This window comes from uncultured Aquitalea sp. (assembly GCF_945957525.1).
GTDB lineage: Bacteria > Pseudomonadota > Gammaproteobacteria > Burkholderiales > Chromobacteriaceae > Aquitalea.
In genome coordinates this window covers 89,672-106,333 of record NZ_CAMFLA010000003.1, presented here as the reverse complement: position 1 = coordinate 106,333, position 16,662 = coordinate 89,672, and the positions used below count along the sequence as shown (strand labels likewise).

At 62.1% G+C, this 16,662-nt stretch carries 15 protein-coding genes; 1 reads left to right on the top strand and 14 read right to left on the bottom strand.

Features of this window, described 5'->3' with window-relative positions:
* Positions 1-94: 94 nt before the first annotated feature.
* The 11 genes from Q0P52_RS03790 to hemB form a co-directional block, all read right to left on the bottom strand.
* A complete protein-coding gene (locus Q0P52_RS03790) occupies positions 95-805 on the bottom strand; it encodes a SprT family zinc-dependent metalloprotease (protein WP_293765056.1) in 711 nt (236 codons plus the stop codon).
* On the bottom strand, positions 765-1,538 hold the full coding sequence (locus tag Q0P52_RS03785; protein ID WP_293765054.1) for a lysophospholipid acyltransferase family protein: 774 nt from the start codon (positions 1,536-1,538) through the stop codon (positions 765-767). Before Q0P52_RS03785 ends, Q0P52_RS03790 begins: the two co-directional genes overlap by 41 nt.
* Before the next feature lie 13 nt (positions 1,539-1,551).
* The gene (gmhB, locus tag Q0P52_RS03780) at positions 1,552-2,088 is read right to left on the bottom strand and encodes a D-glycero-beta-D-manno-heptose 1,7-bisphosphate 7-phosphatase (RefSeq protein ID WP_293765052.1); all 537 of its coding nucleotides are present in this window, start codon (positions 2,086-2,088) and stop codon (positions 1,552-1,554) included.
* 57 nt (positions 2,089-2,145) lie between these two features.
* Positions 2,146-4,245 (bottom strand): glycine--tRNA ligase subunit beta, encoded by a 2,100-nt coding sequence (gene glyS / locus Q0P52_RS03775; protein ID WP_293765051.1) that lies wholly within the window; start codon positions 4,243-4,245, stop codon positions 2,146-2,148.
* Between the two features lie 2 nt (positions 4,246-4,247).
* Positions 4,248-4,685 carry a surface-adhesin E family protein gene (locus Q0P52_RS03770; RefSeq protein WP_293765049.1) on the bottom strand — a complete coding sequence of 146 codons (438 nt, stop codon included), beginning with the start codon at positions 4,683-4,685 and terminating at the stop codon, positions 4,248-4,250.
* 5 nt (positions 4,686-4,690) lie between these two features.
* Positions 4,691-5,581 (bottom strand): glycine--tRNA ligase subunit alpha, encoded by an 891-nt coding sequence (gene glyQ / locus Q0P52_RS03765; protein ID WP_293765047.1) that lies wholly within the window; start codon positions 5,579-5,581, stop codon positions 4,691-4,693.
* 117 nt (positions 5,582-5,698) lie between these two features.
* Positions 5,699-7,030 carry a protoporphyrinogen oxidase gene (gene hemG, locus Q0P52_RS03760; RefSeq protein WP_293765045.1) on the bottom strand — a complete coding sequence of 444 codons (1,332 nt, stop codon included), beginning with the start codon at positions 7,028-7,030 and terminating at the stop codon, positions 5,699-5,701.
* A gap of 139 nt (positions 7,031-7,169) precedes the next feature.
* Complete coding sequence (tdh, locus tag Q0P52_RS03755; RefSeq protein WP_293765043.1) at positions 7,170-8,195, bottom strand: L-threonine 3-dehydrogenase; 1,026 nt, start codon at positions 8,193-8,195, stop codon at positions 7,170-7,172.
* Positions 8,196-8,274: 79 nt separating this feature from the next.
* Positions 8,275-9,474, bottom strand: a complete 1,200-nt coding sequence (locus tag Q0P52_RS03750; protein ID WP_293765041.1) for a glycine C-acetyltransferase — start codon at positions 9,472-9,474, stop codon at positions 8,275-8,277.
* A gap of 271 nt (positions 9,475-9,745) precedes the next feature.
* Positions 9,746-9,961 (bottom strand): hypothetical protein, encoded by a 216-nt coding sequence (locus Q0P52_RS03745; protein ID WP_293765040.1) that lies wholly within the window; start codon positions 9,959-9,961, stop codon positions 9,746-9,748.
* Positions 9,962-9,989: 28 nt separating this feature from the next.
* Entirely contained in the window at positions 9,990-10,994 is a 1,005-nt protein-coding gene (gene hemB, locus Q0P52_RS03740; protein ID WP_293765039.1) for a porphobilinogen synthase, read from the bottom strand.
* A 505-nt stretch (positions 10,995-11,499) separates the two neighbouring features.
* Between hemB and Q0P52_RS03735 the strand changes: the two genes are divergently transcribed.
* Positions 11,500-12,585, top strand: coding sequence for a porin (locus Q0P52_RS03735; RefSeq protein WP_293765038.1), 1,086 nt, complete (start codon positions 11,500-11,502; stop codon positions 12,583-12,585).
* A gap of 172 nt (positions 12,586-12,757) precedes the next feature.
* Here Q0P52_RS03735 and Q0P52_RS03730 read toward each other — a convergent pair whose 3' ends face one another.
* From Q0P52_RS03730 to Q0P52_RS03720, 3 genes are all read right to left on the bottom strand, one after another.
* The gene (locus tag Q0P52_RS03730; protein ID WP_293766275.1) at positions 12,758-14,002 is read right to left on the bottom strand and encodes an ammonium transporter; all 1,245 of its coding nucleotides are present in this window, start codon (positions 14,000-14,002) and stop codon (positions 12,758-12,760) included.
* 345 nt (positions 14,003-14,347) lie between these two features.
* Positions 14,348-15,475 (bottom strand): molecular chaperone DnaJ, encoded by a 1,128-nt coding sequence (dnaJ, locus tag Q0P52_RS03725; protein WP_293766274.1) that lies wholly within the window; start codon positions 15,473-15,475, stop codon positions 14,348-14,350.
* Positions 15,476-15,515: 40 nt separating this feature from the next.
* Positions 15,516-16,592 carry an acyl-CoA desaturase gene (locus Q0P52_RS03720; protein WP_293766273.1) on the bottom strand — a complete coding sequence of 359 codons (1,077 nt, stop codon included), beginning with the start codon at positions 16,590-16,592 and terminating at the stop codon, positions 15,516-15,518.
* Positions 16,593-16,662: the final 70 nt, after the last annotated feature.

The following is a 16,662-nucleotide window of genomic DNA, read 5'->3' as shown; positions in this document are numbered from 1 at the left end:
TGCCGGCTATCAAGGGTTGCGCGATGCATCTGCTTGTCCGCACCGCCTTCGGCCAAGCTCGCGCCCGAGTCTTGTCGGAAAGAACGGCGGCTGATCAGCCGAAGCGGAACAGATCACCGCCATGCTGCTTGAGCCAATGACGCGCGTTTTTCCAGTCTGGGTAGAGGCGACCGGTTTCGCGCCAGAAAGCCGGAGAGTGATCCATGTGGCTGAGGTGGGCCAGCTCATGCGCCAGCACATAGTCAATGATGGCAGGCGGAGCCTGCATCAACCGCCAGTTGAGCCGGACGACCCCGGCAGCAGTGCAACTGCCCCAGCGGGTGCGCGCCGAGGACAGGGCCAGACCGCTGGGTTTTCGCACGCACTGGGCCGCCAAAGCGGCCAGCCGGGAAGAAAAATGCGACAGCGCCTGCCGCTTCAACCAGCGCTCCACCACGAGCCGCAAGCCGGCTTCATCGCTATCGGTCACGCCGCTGACTTCCAGCGCGCCGCCGGCCAGCCGCGCCGTGCGGCGCAAGCCGCCGGTCAGGCGGAGCGCCAATGGCTGCCCCAGATAAACAACGGCGGACAGATCCGCCGCCGCCCGTTGCTGCTCCCGCTGGCGCAGCACGTGCTGGATGATCCAGTCCCGCTTCTCGTCCAGCACTTGCCGCAGATGCTGCTGGCTGACGCGCGGGTGCGCCACCAGCTCCACGCAACCGTCGGCAATGCGAATGCCGATGCTCTTGCGCGCTCGGCGCACCAGATAGACGGGCGCCTCGCCCTCAGGCAGAGGCAGGCTTGCCCATGCGGCGACGTTTTTCATCAGGATGCGCAAAGGGGCCGACGCCGCCGATCTCGCGTTGCGTCGCTTCGATCCACTGTTCCGCCTGTTGAGTCATGGCTTCCGGGCCCACGCCGTCAGCCGGATAGATGGCCGGACCGATCACCACGGTGATTTCGCCCGGCAATTTGAGAAAAGCATTGCGCGGCCAGAATTCGCCGGCATTGTGCGCCACCGGCACCATCGGCATGCCCAACTGGCGCGACATGCGCGCCGCCCCCAGCTTGTATTTGCCGGCCACGCCAGGGCGCACGCGGGTGCCTTCGGGGAACACGGTAATCCAGAAACCGTGCTTCTTGCGCTCCAGACCCTGCTTCAGCATGCGATTGTTGGCGCCGGAGCGGTCGGAACGGTTGATGGCGATGGGGTTCATCAACGCGAGCCCCCAGCCGAAGAAGGGAATCCACAACAGTTCGCGCTTGGCGACGTAAATCTGCGACGGAAAGATCTTCTGCAAGGCCAGGGTTTCCCAGCCGGACTGATGCTTCGAGCAGATGATGGACGGCTCGGACGGGATGTTCTCCCGGCCGATCACGCGGTATTTGAGGCCCACCACATGCTCCAGCAACCACACCAGCGTCTTGGCCCAGTTCTCGCCCACGACATGGCGGGTACGGCGCGGCAAAGGCGCACCAATGAACAGCCCAAGAAAGAAGAGCGGTGTGAGGATGGCCAGCAGCAGCCAGTAAATCAGGTTACGAATCCAGAGTGTCATGAGCGGCGATGGATTACAGGTTGATGAGATATTCAGCGGCGTCGTACAGGTCGTCGAACACCAGCGTGCCGGGCGGCAAACCGCCCTTTTCCAGCGTCTTCTCCCCTTTGCCTGTGCGCACCAGCATGGGCTTGCCGCCTGCGGCGGCCACTGACTCCAGATCGCGCAGGCTGTCGCCGATCAGCGGCAGGCCGTCCAGCTTCACATTGAAGCGTTCGGCGATCTCCAGCACCATGCCCGGCAGCGGCTTGCGGCAGTCGCAACCGTGATCCGGCCCGTGCGGGCAGATCAGCACCGCATCGATGCGGCCGCCGGCCTGCCCCACAAGCCGGTGCATCTTTTCATGCATGGCGTTCAGCGCGTGCATGTCGAACAAGCCGCGCGCCAGTCCGGACTGATTGGTGGCCACCACAACGTGCCAACCAGCCTGTGTCAGATTGGCGATGGCTTCCAGGCTGTGGGGAATGGGCACCCATTCCATGGTGTTCTTGACGAAGTCGTCTCGGTCTTCGTTGATGACGCCGTCACGATCGAGAATGACCAGTTTCATGCGCAGGCTCCTTGTCGCCGAAAGGCCGCTGCCTCAGCAACGGCCTTGCTCTGCTGGCTAAACCTCTTCTTCCAAGCGGCTGATACGACTAGGCTTGTAGTCGGTCAGTAGCGAGATATCGGCCACGCGGTTGAACAGCGCGGACAGACGTGCCAGCAGGGCGATGCGGTTGCCGCGCACGGCCGGGTCGTCCACCATGACCATCACGCCGTCGAAGAAGGCGTCCACCGGGGCCTTGAGGCCGGCCAGCTGCGCCAGCGCGCCGGCGAAGTCGTGCGCGGCGAACTTGGCTTCCACTTGCGGCGCCAGCTTGGACACGGCGGCGAACAGGGCTTTTTCCGCGTCTTCGGCCAACAGGGCCGGCGACACTTCGCCCACTTCGCCTTCCACCTTCTTGAGGATGTTCCTCACACGCTTGTTGGCGACGACTAGCGCCTCGGCCTCCGGCAGTGCCTTGAAAGCGGCCACGGCGGTGAGCACGGCGGGGACTTCCGCCAGCACGCTGGGCGACAAGGCCAGCACGGCTTCCACATCGTCCTGCGGGTAATCGGCAGCGAGATAGTTCTTCAGGCGATCAGTCATGAAGCTGAACACTTCGTCAGCGGTGTTTCCGCTGAGCTTGCCGGCCGGGAAGGCGGCGGCTACCTGCGCCAGCAGGGCCTTGAGATCCACCTCGGCGGCCAGCGCCATGCGCAGCACGCCCAGCGCAGCGCGGCGCAGCGCATACGGATCTTTGTCGCCGGTCGGAATCAGGCCGATGCCCCAGATGCCGACGATAGCTTCCAGCTTGTCGGCCAATGCCACCGCGGTGGCCACCTTGCTTTGCGGCAAGCTGTCGCCGGCAAAGCGCGGGTGGTAATGGCCTTCGATAGCGGCGGCCACTTCGGCGCTCTCGCCATCGTGCTGGGCGTAGTACATGCCCATGACGCCCTGCAGTTCGGGGAATTCGCCCACCATGTCGGTGACCAGGTCGGCCTTGGCCAGCATGGCGGCGCGCTCGGCCTGGGCACGGTCCGCGCCCAAGAGAGCGGCAATCTCGCCGGCGATGTGCCGCAGGCGCTCTATGCGCTCCAGCTGACTGCCGATCTTGTTGTGGTACACCACTTCGGCCAACTTGCCGAGGCGGCTATCCAGACGGTGTTTCTGGTCTTGCTCGAAGAAGAACTTGGCGTCGGACAGGCGGGCGCGCAGCACGCGCTCATTGCCCTGGATGATGTGCGAGGGATCGGCGGTTTCCAGGTTGGACACCAGCAGGAAGCGGTTCATCAGCTTGCCTTGCGCATCCAGGAGCGGGAAGTACTTCTGGTTCTGCTGCATGGTGAGAATCAGGCATTCCTGCGGCACTTTGAGGAATTCGGCCTCGAAACCGGCCTCCAGCACCACCGGCCACTCCACCAGCGCGGTCACTTCGTCCAGCAGCGCGTCGTCGGCTGCGATCGTGGCGCCATGCACGGCGGCCGCGTCGTTCAGGCGTTTGCGGATCAGTTCGCGGCGGGCGTCGAAGCTGGCCAGCACCTTGCCCTGTTCAAACAGCACGCGAGCGTAGTCGTCAGCCTTTTCCACGAACACGTCGCCGGAGGAAAGGAAACGGTGGCCACGGGTGGCGTTGCGGCTCTTCAGGCCCAGCAGTTCGCCGTCGATGACGGTTTCGCCCCACAGCATGATCAGGCCGTGTACCGGACGCACAAACTGGTAATCGTAATCCGCCCAGCGCATCAGCTTGGGGATGGGCAGCTTTTTCAGCGCCAGCGACACGATGTCGGCCAGCACGGCGGACAGCGATTCGCCCTTCTTCACCGATTCATAGGCGTACACGTCCTGCTTGCCGTCGTGCACGGTGGAGAGGGCGGACACGTCCACGCCGCAGGAACGGGCAAAGCCGGCCAGCGCCGGGCTAGGCTGGCCATCCTTCATGCCGGCGGACACGGCCGGGCCCTTGCGCACCACGGTCTGATCCGGCTGCACGGAAGCCACGGCGGGCACTTGCACGGCCAGGCGGCGCGGCGAGGCGAAGACGTTGGCCGAAGCATCGGCGGCGACGAACTGCAGTTTTTTCAGTTCATCGGTAATGGTCTGGGCGAAGCTGATCGAGAGCTTTTCCAGCGCCTTGGGCGGCAGCTCCTCGGTCAGGAGTTCGATAAGCAGGGTTGCGTTCATGATCATTCAGGTTTCTTGCGCGGAGCGGTTTGGGCAATGTTGCAGACGTTTTCCAGCATGGTGTCGGCCACCGACCCCTGATACACCGGCTGCCACTTCCAGGCGTAGCGCGGCACGGGGAACATGGTGGAGTACAGGTGCTTGTTGTTGCGGCTGTAGTACTCCAGGCCGACGAAGACATACTGCTGACGTTTGCAGTCGGCGTAGCCTTCGGTGCGACGGATGTTGAACTGCACACTGGTGGCCTTGTCGGTCTGCCGTTCGGCAAACCGCTCCTGGTTCACGAAATGAACCAGTCCGTCCTTTTCCACCCAGACGGCGCGGCGATCAAGCGACAGTTCCAGCGCGTCGCCCTGCTGATACACCACCCAGTCCGCCGTCTGCGCGACGGCGGGCAGGCTGGCCAGCAGAAAAAGGAAAAGACCGGTTCGGATCGGCATCAGGGTCAGGCCTTCCGGCACATGGGGAAGCCCAGCGCCTCGCGGGAGGCGTAGTAGGCTTGCGCCACGCCGCGCGACAGGGTGCGCACGCGGCCGATATAGGTGGCGCGTTCCGTCACCGAGATGGCGCCGCGCGCATCCAGCAGGTTGAAGGTATGGCCGGCCTTGAGCACCATTTCGTAGGCCGGCAGCGCCAGCGGGATGTCCAGCAGGCGCTTGGCTTCGGCTTCGTAGTGGCTGAACAGCTCGAACAGCTTGGCCACGTTGGCGTGCTCGAAGTTGTAAGTGGATTGTTCCACTTCGTTCTGGTGATACACGTCGCCGTAGGTCACGCGCTGACCGTTGGGATAGACGGTCCACAGCAGATCGTAGACGTTTTCCACGCCCTGCAGATACATGGCCAGACGCTCGATGCCGTAGGTAATCTCGCCCAACACCGGCTTGCAGTCCAGGCCGCCCACTTGCTGGAAGTAAGTGAACTGGGTCACTTCCATGCCGTTGAGCCACACTTCCCAACCCAGACCCCAGGCGCCTAGGGTCGGGTTCTCCCAATCGTCTTCCACAAAGCGGATGTCATGCACGGTGGGGTCGATGCCCAGCACCTTCAGCGAGCCCAGGTACAGATCCTGGATATTGGCCGGCGACGGCTTCAGGGCCACCTGGAACTGGTAGTAATGCTGCAGGCGATTGGGGTTTTCACCGTAACGACCATCCTTTGGACGGCGCGACGGCTGCACATAGGCGGCGTTCCACGGCTCCGGGCCGATGGCGCGCAAGCAGGTGGCCGGGTGGGAGGTGCCGGCGCCCACTTCCATGTCGAACGGCTGCATGATCACGCAGCCCTGCTCGTTCCAATAGTTCTGGAGAGTAAGGATGATTTCCTGGAAGGTCAGCATAGACGGGGGGTAGCTTGGTAAAAAGTCAAAGGTCGATTCTACCGCCTGCGGCCCTTGCGGAAAAGCAAAGCCCATCCCCAAGGCGCATCGCCGTTGTGCAATGCGTTCAAACCGCGGCTACCGCGCCGTGTCTGCCGGCCCCGCCAAGGCGGCCAGACTGGCGGCCAGCCGCTTGCCTTTGGCCAGGCAATCCGGTACCGATACACCGTCCAGCCAGGCCGAGCAGACATGCAGGCCGTCGTTCGCCAGCGCCGCCATGGCGCGCCGCGCCGGCGCAATCGCCGCCGTCCCTTGCGGGATGGCCTGCGGCCAGCGAATGAGATGCTGCGCGACGGGTGGACGCGCTAGGCCGAAAAAACCCGTCAACTCGGCATTAAGCCCCGCCAGCAATGCGGCATCGTCCAGCGCCGCCTGGCGACGATAGCCTTCGCCGCCGACAAAGCTGGTAATCAGCGTCCGCGTCGGCGGACAACGCTGCGGATAGAGACTGCCGGTCATCAGATGGCCGGCGCAGAAAGCCTGCTCGCTGGCCGGATGCAAGCCGCCAAAACCATGCAAGGGCCGGCTGACGCTGTCTGTTTCCAGCAAACTGGCGACCACAGTCATCGGCGCGTAGCGCACGGCGTTCAGCGCCTGCGCTGTATCGGGGTACGCTTTGGCCAACAAGGCGGCGGCGGCCGGCGCCGGTAGCGCCAGCACCACCTGCTCGGCGCACAGTTCGCCCTCCGTCGTAGTGATGCGCCATTGCGCCCCCATCTTGCACAAGGACAGCGCCGGCGTTGCCAGCCGCACATTGAGATCCCGCGCCAGCCGCGACGGCAGCGCCTCCAGCCCGCCCGTCAGCGACACCGGCCGCTTGCGCGTCAGCCCGCCGCCCAGCGCCATGCGCAATATGCCCAGCGAGATGGAGCCGGCGCGACGCTCGGCTTCGGCCAACATGGGCAGGGTTTCCGTCATCAGGAGCTGTTCGGGATCGCCGGCGAACACGCCGCCGACAAAGGGGCTGACCGCACGGTCCAACACCTCCGCGCCCACCCTGCGGCGGAAAAAATCGGCCACCGTTTCCGGCGTCGATGCGCGACGGGCGGAGCGGAACGGTTCCGACAGCAGCGCCAGTCGGGCGCGCCAGCTGAAATAATCGCCCGCCAGCAGACTGAGCGGCCCGGCAGGCAAGCGCCGGTAAACGCCGCCGCGCAGCACAAAACGCGCGCGACTGAGCGGCGCGGGCTGCTCCACCACCAGCCCCAGCTCGCTCAACCAGCCCTGCAAAGCCGCATCGGCCAGCAAGGTGTTCGGGCCGGCCTCGATGACGGCCTGCGGCGTATGCATGGTGCGCACCTTGCCGCCCACCCGGCTGTCCGCCTCCAGTACTGTGACGCGCATGCCCTGCTGCCGCAGCCACCAGGCGCAGGACAAACCGGATATGCCTGCGCCGATCACCACTACCATGCCGTCACTCCTCAACAGTTGTTCCGCCTTGAGTGTGCCGCAGCGCGAATCACACCGGCTTGACCGGGGTCATTCGGGCGATGAATGAAAAACGGCGCAGCCATTGGCTGCGCCGTTCATGAAGCTGCGCGATGCGGCATCAGCTCCAGTCGAGAATCACCTTGCCGCTCTGGCCGGACAGCATGGCGGCAAAGCCCTGCTCGAAGTCGTCCACCTTGAAGTGGTGCGTGACGATGGGGCTGATGTCGAGGCCGGACTGGATCAGGGCCACCATCTTGTACCAGGTTTCGAACATCTCGCGGCCGTAAATGCCCTTGATTTCCAGACCCTTGAAGATCACCTGGTTCCAGTCAATGGCGGTATCCGCCGGCGGAATGCCCAGCAAGGCCACCTTGCCGCCGTGGTTCATGGTTTCCAGCATCTGGCGGAAGGCCTGCGGGTTGCCGGACATCTCCAGTCCCACATCAAAGCCTTCGCACATGTGCAACTCGCCCATCACCTGCTTGAGATCCTCGCGCGCCACGTTGACGGCACGGCTGGCGCCCATCCGGCGCGCCAGTTCCAGCCGGTAATCGTTGACGTCGGTTATGACGATGTGGCGCGCGCCCACGTGTTTGGCAATCGCCACCGCCATGATGCCGATCGGGCCGGCCCCGGTGATCAGCACATCCTCGCCCACCAGATCAAAACTCAGCGCGGTATGCACGGCATTGCCGAAGGGATCAAAAATGGCGGCCAGATCATCGGAGATATCGTCCGGAATCGGGAAGGCGTTGAATGCCGGAATCACCAGATATTCCGCGAACGCGCCTTCGCGGTTCACGCCCACGCCGAAAGTATTGCGGCACAGGTGACGACGACCGGCGCGACAGTTGCGACAGTAACCGCAAGTGATGTGGCCTTCGCCGGAAACGCGCTGGCCGACATGGAAACCCTTTACCTCCGAACCCATGCCGGCCACCACGCCGACATACTCATGGCCAACGTGCATCGGCACCGGAATGGTTTTCTGCGCCCAGTCGTCCCAGTTCCAGATATGGATATCCGTGCCGCAGATGGCGGTTTTGCTGATCTTGATCAGCAGATCGTTATGACCGACTTCAGGCATGGCCACGTCGGTCATCCACAGGCCCTTGTCGGCCTTCAGTTTGGAAAGTGCTTTCATGATGTCGTCTACCTTGTCTGTCTGGGCCGTCTGATGCGGCCCCGGGCCGCGCGCGAGGCGGCGGCCGGAAATGCCGGGATCAGGCGATCACGTTCAGTTCGCGTCCCACCTTGATGAAGGCGGCCACGGCGGCGCGCACCTGCTCTTCCGTGTGGCCGGCCGACATCTGGGTGCGGATGCGGGCCTTGCCGCGCGGCACCACCGGGAAGGAGAAGCCGATCACGTATACGCCTTCGGCCAACAGGCGCGCCGCCATGTCGCCGGCCAGGCGGGCGTCGCCCAGCATCACCGGGATGATGGGATGCTGGCCCGGCACCAGGGTAAAGCCGGCCGCGCTCATTTCAGTGCGGAAAATATCGGCGTTGCGCTTGAGGCGGGCGCGCAGTTCAGCGCCTTCCTGCTTGATCAGCTTCAGCACTTCCAGACTGGCGGCGGCGATAGCCGGAGCCAGGCTGTTGGAGAACAGATAAGGACGGGAGCGCTGGCGCAAGAGGTCGATGATGGGCTTGCGACCGGACACATAGCCGCCGGATGCGCCGCCCAGCGCCTTGCCCAGCGTGCCGGTGTAGATATCGATGCGATCGGCCACGCCGCACAGCTCGGGTGTGCCCGCGCCGTTCTCGCCCATGAAGCCCACGGCATGGGAGTCGTCCACCATCACCAGCGCACCATGGCGCTCGGCCACTTCGCACAGGGTTTTCAGGTTGGCGATGATGCCGTCCATGGAAAACACGCCGTCGGTCACAATCAGCTTGAAGCGCGCGCCGGCCGCTTCGGCAGCAATCAGCTGCGCCTCCAGGTCGGCCATGTCGTTGTTTTTGTAACGGAAACGCTTGGCCTTGCACAGCCGCACGCCGTCGATGATGGAAGCGTGATTGAGCTCGTCGGAAATCACCGCGTCCTCTTCGCCCAACAGGGTTTCGAACACGCCGCCGTTGGCGTCGAAACAGCTGGAATACAGGATGGTGTCGTCGGTGCCGAGGAAGCCAGACACGGCGGCTTCCAGATCCTTGTGCACTTGCTGGGTGCCGCAGATGAAGCGCACCGAAGCGCAACCATAGCCATACTCGTCCAGCCCGCGCTTGGCCGCCGCAATCAGGCGCGCGTCGTCCGCCAGCCCCAGGTAGTTGTTGGCGCAGAAATTGAGCACATGCTGGCCGCCCTTCAGGGCGATGTCGGCGCTTTGCGCGGAGGCGATGACGCGCTCCGGCTTTTCGAATCCGTCATCGCGGATTTGCGCGAGCGTGGCTTCCAGATGGGCGAGATAGGTATGGTTCATGGGGGAGCTGTCCTTATGGGCCGAAGCGGTGAGACGGGGCGGATGACAGGATCGCCGCCATCACAAACTGTCATCCATTCTAGACCACGCCGTTACGGGCGATCAGTCACAGTTGTCAAAGAAAAGTCGCCAGAGTGTCACCATCTGGCAGCAAGTTCTTTGACCACTGTCACCATCTGCACATCTGGCGCGCGCCGGTGCCCCCCTGAAAACAACAACGCCGCTCACGGCAACCGTAAGCGGCGTTGCGGCAAGACCGGCCGGGCCAGTCTCAGTGCGGCTTGCGCAGCGAAGGGGGCACATGACCCGCTTCGTCCTCCGCTTGCTCATCTTCGTCTTTGTCGTCATCCCAGGCCTGCGGTTTGACGCCGGGCGGCAATTCAATGGGGCCTTCCTGCCGCGACAGGCGCGCCAGCGTGCCTATAGTGGATACCGCCAGCCCGACAATCACCGCCACCCAGAACCAGGTGGAATGCAGAATATCCATGCCGCTCTCCTTATCCGGAACCGCCGCCTCAGCCGCGACGGATCACCCGGGCCGCATCCAGCGCGAAATAGGTCAGAATCCCGTCGGCGCCCGCGCGCTTGAAGGCCAGCAGGCTTTCCATCATGCATTTCTCTTCGTTCAGCCAGCCGTTCTGGAAAGCGGCCTTGAGCATGGCGTATTCACCCGACACTTGATAAGCATAGGTCGGCACATGGAAGGTATCTTTCACGCGGCGAATCACATCCAGATAAGGCATGCCCGGCTTGATCATCACCATGTCGGCACCCTCTTCCAGATCCATCGCCACCTCCTGAATGGCCTCGTCCAGATTGGCCGGGTCCATCTGGTAGGTGCTTTTGTCCGCCTTGCCAAGGTTGGCCGAAGAACCGACCGCGTCGCGGAAGGGACCGTAGAAGGCGGAGGCGTACTTGGCGGAATAGGCCAGCAATTTGGTATGGATGAAACCGGCGTCCTCAAACGCTTCGCGCAAGGCGCCGATGCGGCCGTCCATCATGTCGGACGGGCCAAACACATCCACGCCGGCCTCGGCATGACACAAGCCCTGCTGCACCAGCACTTCGGTGGTCTCATCGTTCAGCACATAGCCCTTGTCGTCGATGATGCCGTCCTGGCCATGTACGGTATAAGGGTCCAGCGCGCCATCGGTCATCACGCCCAGCTCCGGGAAACGCTTTTTCAATTCGCGCACCACGGTGGGCACCAGACCCTCCGGGTTGTAAGCCTCTTCGCCGGCGTTGTCCTTGCCGGTTTCGATCACCGGGAACAACGACAGCATCGGAATGCCCAGATTCAGCGCCTCTTCCGCCGTGTACAACAGCTTGTCCAGGCTCTGGCGCACCACCCCGGGCATGGAGGCCACGGCCTGTTCGCGATTCTCCCCTTCCAGCACAAATACCGGATAGATCAGGTCATTGGTGGTGAGGACGTTTTCGCGCATCAAACGGCGGGAAAAATCGTCCTTGCGCATGCGACGCAGGCGGGTAGAAGGGAAAAAACGGTTGGCGAAAATCATAATGCTTCCATCGTGGAGAGTTGACCGCGCCATTGTACGCCTGCCCCATCCCCCTGCAAGCCATGATTTTTTAGCCACAAGCCATGCAAAATTCTCATTCAATTATTGATAAGCTGTTGCAAGAACACCTCAGTCAACACGTATATCTACGTAACAATTGCAAAAATGCGACAACAAAGTGACCAAAAAATGAACAACAGCAGCCAATCTGCAACATGTATTCAAACTATTGAACTTGCATTGATCAAAACAAGAAAAATCATTCAACCACAATAAAATCAACCAATTAGCAATATAAAACTCTCTAAACCAGACCAAGACGCCAGCCAAGTTCCATGAAATCGCCCTCCAAATGTTAAGAAATGTTTCTTGACGCTGATCCGGGGCCTGAACACACTCAGCCTCGTTGCGCATCAGCTATCCGCATGGCTGAAACAACGCACTGCCAAGCCTTGCCTCAGAAGCCGGGCTGGCGAGACACAAAACATGAAAAGGATTTAGAGGAATGAAAAAACTCGTACTCGCTGCAGCCATCGCTGCCGCCCTGCCGGTTATCGCCCAAGCCGACGTCACCATCTACGGCTCCATCCGTGGCGGCCTGGACAGCATGAAGAGCGCCGACACTGGCTTCAAATCCCAAACCGGCGTCGACGACTTTGGCAGCCGCCTCGGCTTCAAGGGCAATGAAGACCTGGGCAACGGCCTGAAGGCCATCTGGCAGGTTGAATCCGGCTTCAACATCGACGGCGTGGCTACCGCTGGCTCCGGCGCCGGCACTTTCGGCACCCGCACCACTTTCGTGGGTCTGGAAGGCGGCTTCGGTAAAGTTCGCGTTGGCTACATCGACGACGTACTGGGCGAAACCGAAGCTACCGACAACCTGTACGGCCCGCGCCGCGACAACATCGGCATGGCTTTCCCGCTGTATGAAGGCTCCGACATCTTCGGCACCTATGGCGACGGCCGCGTGAAAAACTCCGTGCGCTACGACACCCCGGATCTGAACGGCTTCAACGCCATCGTTCAATACGGCTCCGGTGAAGCTGTTTCCGCTTCCACCGGCAAGAAAACCGGCAACACCTTCGGCACCCGTTTGGCGTACAGCAACGCCGGCTTCTTCGGCGCCTACGCCTACATGGCCAAGTTCAACACTGTTCAGGACAAGAACAGCGGCGTTCACCGCGTTGAATTCGGTTACGACGCCAACAACCTGTACCTGGCTGCCACCCTGCAAAAAGTCACCCTGTGGGGCGATGCTTCCAGCATCAGCAACTTCGCCAGCTTCAATATCGCCAACACCGGCGCTAACAAGCTGACCTCCAACTCCTGGGCCATCAACGCTGCCTACACCTTTGGCGCGTTCAAGCCGTCCTTCGTTTACTCCAAGCGCCAAAGCGTGAAGGTTGACGGCAACAGCCAGGATTGGGGCGCTACCCAATGGGCAGCCGCTCTGGACTACACCGTATCCAAGCGCACCATGGTGGAAGCAGGCTACGGCCAAGTGAAAGAAGACAAGGGCGCGCAAGCTGCTCTGGGCTGGGCCGAAAACAAGGCCTCCATCACCTGGATCATGCTGAAGCACAACTTCTAAGTTGTGACTGGCTAGTTCCTTCGAAAAGTCATTTGCCGCCGGAATTGCTCCGGCGGCTTTTTTCTTTGGGCAAGCCAACGCGGCCGAACGCGCACCGCGCACAAGAAAATGCCCCTCGCTAGGCAAGCGAAGGGCACGGGTTTACAGCTGCGACGGCTCAGCCTGAAGCATCCTATAGCGCGCCGCTGTATGCCTCCTCACCGTGCAGGCTTTGATCCAGCCCGGTTTCTTGCGTGTGTTCGTCAATCCGCACTGGCGTCACAAGATTGATCAGTCGCAACATGCCGTAGGTAAAGGCGAAAGCCCACACCCCGGACACGATCGCCGCCACTACCTGCTTCCACAGAAAGTCAGGGTTGCCCATCAACAGGCCATCCGCGCCCGCCGGGTTCCAGGTCTTGCTGGCGAATACGCCCAGCAGCAAGGTGCCCAACAGCCCCCCCACACCGTGCACGCCCCAGACATCCAGCGCATCATCCCAGCCCAGGCGGTTTTTCATCTGCACCGCGTAGTAACACACCACGGCGGCGATCACACCGATCACCGCAGCCGTACCCAGAGACACATAGCCCGCCGCCGGAGTGATGGTGGCCAGCCCGGCCACGGCGCCGGTCAGCAAGCCGATGAACTTGGGCTGGCGCGCATGCGACCACTCAAGGAAGAACCAGGCCGTGCCGGCAAAGGAAGCGGCGACGTCGGTGTTGAGGAAGGCCGAAGCGGTGATGTAGTCCACGCGCAATTCGGAGCCGGCGTTGAAACCATACCAGCCAAACCACAGCAAGCCGGTGCCCAGCGCGATCAGCGGCACATTATGCGGCTTGTTCTCCACCACCGAGCGACGCCCCACATACAGCACCGAGGCCAGCGCGGCGAAACCTGCGGTGTTGTGCACCACGATGCCGCCGGCAAAGTCCAGCACACCCCACTTGGCCAGCAGGCCTTCCGGGCTCCAGACCATGTGTACGAAGGGGAAGTAAACAAACACCAGCCAGCCGGTCAGGAACAGGAAGTAAGCCTTCACGGTCACCCGATTGGCAAAGGCGCCGGTAATCAGCGCCGGCGTGATGATGGCGAACATCATTTGATAGGCCACATGCACGATCAGCGGAATGCCGGCATCGTTGCCGGTATACATGGTGTTCAGCGTCACGCCGCGCATGAAGGCGTAGTAGGTGGGATCGCCCACAATGCCGTGCCAACTGGGGCCAAAGCACATGGAGTAGCCAAAGGCGAACCACAGCACGGTGGTCCAGCCCAGCGACATGAAGCTCTGCGCCATGATGGTCAGTACATTCTTGCGGCCCACCAGGCCACCGTAAAAGAAAGCCAGCCCAGGGGTCATCAACATGACCAGACTGGCGCACAACAGCATGAAGCCGGTATTGCCGACATTAAGCGGCACAATCGGGGTAGTCATCGTACACATCCTCATCCATAAAATAATAATTTACTTATGTTTTGTGGACGGAATGCTGCTCCCCAGCGTGCAATCGCTATTTGTTCCAGATCAAACCAATTGTCAGCGTGCGCCTGCCAACGCTATCCGCTGGCGCAAAGCCGCAACACCAGCCCTCGGAGCCCGCCCGCGCACGGTACTTCACGCGCCAAGGTTGGCCGAAAGCGGCCACTACTCGCCCTCGCGCCCAAACACAGCGCGCATGAAAAATGCCGCCCACCCGACAGGGTGAGCGGCATTGTCTGACGCCATGCCAGTCTGCAAAACAGGCCGCGAAGGGCGCAGGGCACAAGCCGGCCAGCTTGCTTATTCGAAGAAGTCGCGCAGTTTGTCCATGAAGGATTTGGAGCGCGGATTGTGCGTGGCGGCATCGCCCGCGCTGATGGCCTCGAACTCGCGCAACAGTTCTTTCTGACGCTCGGTCAGCTTGACCGGTGTTTCCACCACCACGTGGCAGTGCAGATCGCCGAAATCGCTGCCGCGCACCGACTTCACGCCCTTGCCGCGCAGACGGTAAACCCGGCCGGTTTGCGTTTCCGCCGCAATCTTCACCTTGGCCATGCCGTCCAGCGTGGGGATTTCTACCTCGCCGCCCAGTGCGGCGGTGGCGAAGGAAATCGGCATCTCACAATGCAGATCCATGCCATCTCGCTGGAACACCGAATGCGGCTTGATATGCGTCACCACATAAAGGTCGCCCGAAGGGCCGCCGTTCTGACCCGGCTCGCCCTCGCCCGACAGGCGGATGCGATCGCCCTCGTCCACGCCGGCCGGAATCTTCACATTCAGCGTCTTGTTGGTCTTCTTCTGGCCCGCACCGTGGCAGCTGGTGCAGGGGTCGGTGATTTCCTTGCCGCTGCCGTGGCAGGTGGGGCAGGTTTGCTGGATGGAGAAGAAGCCCTGGCTCATGCGTACCTGGCCGTGGCCGCCGCAGGTGGAGCAGGTCTTGGGCTGAGTGCCCGGCTTGGCGCCGCTGCCGTGGCAGACATCGCACTCTTCGTGCGAGGGAATGCGAATCTGCTTCTCGCAACCGCGCGCGGCTTCTTCCAGCGTGATATCCATGTTGTAGCGGAGATCCGCGCCGCGATAGACATTGGAACGACCGCCGCCGCCGGCGCGACCGCCGCCGAAGATATCGCTGAAAATGTCGGCGAAGTCGCCAAAGCCGCCAAAGCCGCCAGCGCCGCCGCCGCCCATGCCTGCCTGCGGGTCTACCCCGGCATGGCCGAACTGGTCGTAAGCGCCGCGCTTCTGGCTGTCCGAGAGAACTTCATAAGCCTCTTTGACTTCCTTGAACTTGTCTTCGGCTTCCTTGCTGTCCGGATTGCGGTCCGGATGGTATTTCATGGCCAGCTTGCGGTAGGCCTTCTTGATATCGTCGTCGGAGGCGTCGCGGTTGACGCCCAGCACATCGTAGTAATCGCGTTTGGACATGTCTCTGTCTCTCTCAAATACCGAGGGTCGCCTGCGGCGATCAGCAGGCGGCGGGGCGTCTGCCCATCTCTTTCAAAAAGCGAAAATGCGCGCGCAAGGCGGCCGGCACCGAACGGAAGGTGGTGTAAGGCACGCCGTGCTCGCGGCAAGTGGCCGCGACGATCCGGCTCAGCGCCGGATAGTGCACGTGGCTGGTCTTGCGGAACAAATGGTGTTCCACCTGAAAATTGAGACCACCCATGTAGAAGGTCACCAGCGGGTTGTTGCAGGCGAAATTGGCGGTGGTTTTCAGCTGATGCACCGCCCACTCGTCCGGCATCTTGCCTGTGGCGTCCGGCTGCGGAAACGCCGCGCCTTCCACGGTATGCGCCAGCTGGAACACCACCGACAGCGTCAGGCCGAACAGTAAATGCACGCCGACAAAGACCAGCAGCACCATCCACAAGGGATGGTAGAACGCCGGCAACACCAGCGCGTAAGCCACGTACAAGGCTTTGGTCAGCAGGAAATACGGCCAAGACCACCACGGCTGCGGCGGCAGTGGCGTATCGCCGATCTTGCCGCGCAACATCTTGTGCCAGTCGCTGAAAAACAGCCAGAACAGCGTCAGCAAACTGTAGAGCGCCAGCGCGTACCAGTGCTGCAGTCTGTGCCAGGGCTTCCACGGCGTGGTGGGCGCCAGGCGCATCAGGCTGCCCAGGGCGATGTCGTCGTCCTTGCCGTCCACATTGGTGTAGGTGTGATGCAGCACATTGTGCTTTTGCTGCCACATGCTCTGGCTGCCGCCCAGCACTTCCATGCTGGAGCCCATCAGCCAGTTCACCCAGCGTTTGCGCGAGTAACTGCCGTGCGCGCCGTCGTGCATCACGTTGAACGCGATCAGTACAAAGCCTTGCACCAGCCCGAAACCAGCCAGCAGCGCCGACCACCAGTGCTCGACATGCCACACCAGCAGCACATAACTGACGATGGTCAGCGCGTAGGCGAACAGGGTCTTGGCATGCAGATAGCGGTTGCCGGTAGGGCGCTGGCCCGTTTCCTTGAAATAGGCTTCGGTTCGCGCCTTCAGCGCGTCAAAGAAAGCGCCGCGCTGGGAAAAAGTGATTCTGGTCGACATATGCGCTCCGTCTGCCGGCGGCGATGACTCGTCGCCGGATGCTGCCTTACATACGCCAAAACCGGGCCGA

Excerpts from the sequence above, each read along its gene's own strand:
- hemG (WP_293765045.1), bottom strand. The coding sequence starts at position 7,030 with ATGGTAGTGGTGATCGGCGCAGGCATATCCGGTTTGTCCTGCGCCTGG.
- Q0P52_RS03790 (WP_293765056.1), bottom strand. The coding sequence starts at position 805 with ATGAAAAACGTCGCCGCATGGGCAAGCCTGCCTCTGCCTGAGGGCGAG.
- tdh (WP_293765043.1), bottom strand. The coding sequence starts at position 8,195 with ATGAAAGCACTTTCCAAACTGAAGGCCGACAAGGGCCTGTGGATGACC.
- Q0P52_RS03785 (WP_293765054.1), bottom strand. The coding sequence starts at position 1,538 with ATGACACTCTGGATTCGTAACCTGATTTACTGGCTGCTGCTGGCCATC.
- glyQ (WP_293765047.1), bottom strand. The coding sequence starts at position 5,581 with ATGCTGACCTTCCAGGAAATCATCCTTACTCTCCAGAACTATTGGAAC.
- glyS (WP_293765051.1), bottom strand. The coding sequence starts at position 4,245 with ATGAACGCAACCCTGCTTATCGAACTCCTGACCGAGGAGCTGCCGCCC.
- Q0P52_RS03770 (WP_293765049.1), bottom strand. The coding sequence starts at position 4,685 with ATGCCGATCCGAACCGGTCTTTTCCTTTTTCTGCTGGCCAGCCTGCCC.
- gmhB (WP_293765052.1), bottom strand. The coding sequence starts at position 2,088 with ATGAAACTGGTCATTCTCGATCGTGACGGCGTCATCAACGAAGACCGA.
- Q0P52_RS03750 (WP_293765041.1), bottom strand. The coding sequence starts at position 9,474 with ATGAACCATACCTATCTCGCCCATCTGGAAGCCACGCTCGCGCAAATC.
- Q0P52_RS03745 (WP_293765040.1), bottom strand. The coding sequence starts at position 9,961 with ATGGATATTCTGCATTCCACCTGGTTCTGGGTGGCGGTGATTGTCGGG.
- dnaJ (WP_293766274.1), bottom strand. The coding sequence starts at position 15,475 with ATGTCCAAACGCGATTACTACGATGTGCTGGGCGTCAACCGCGACGCC.
- hemB (WP_293765039.1), bottom strand. The coding sequence starts at position 10,994 with ATGATTTTCGCCAACCGTTTTTTCCCTTCTACCCGCCTGCGTCGCATG.
- Q0P52_RS03730 (WP_293766275.1), bottom strand. The coding sequence starts at position 14,002 with ATGACTACCCCGATTGTGCCGCTTAATGTCGGCAATACCGGCTTCATG.
- Q0P52_RS03720 (WP_293766273.1), bottom strand. The coding sequence starts at position 16,592 with ATGTCGACCAGAATCACTTTTTCCCAGCGCGGCGCTTTCTTTGACGCG.
- Q0P52_RS03735 (WP_293765038.1), top strand. The coding sequence starts at position 11,500 with ATGAAAAAACTCGTACTCGCTGCAGCCATCGCTGCCGCCCTGCCGGTT.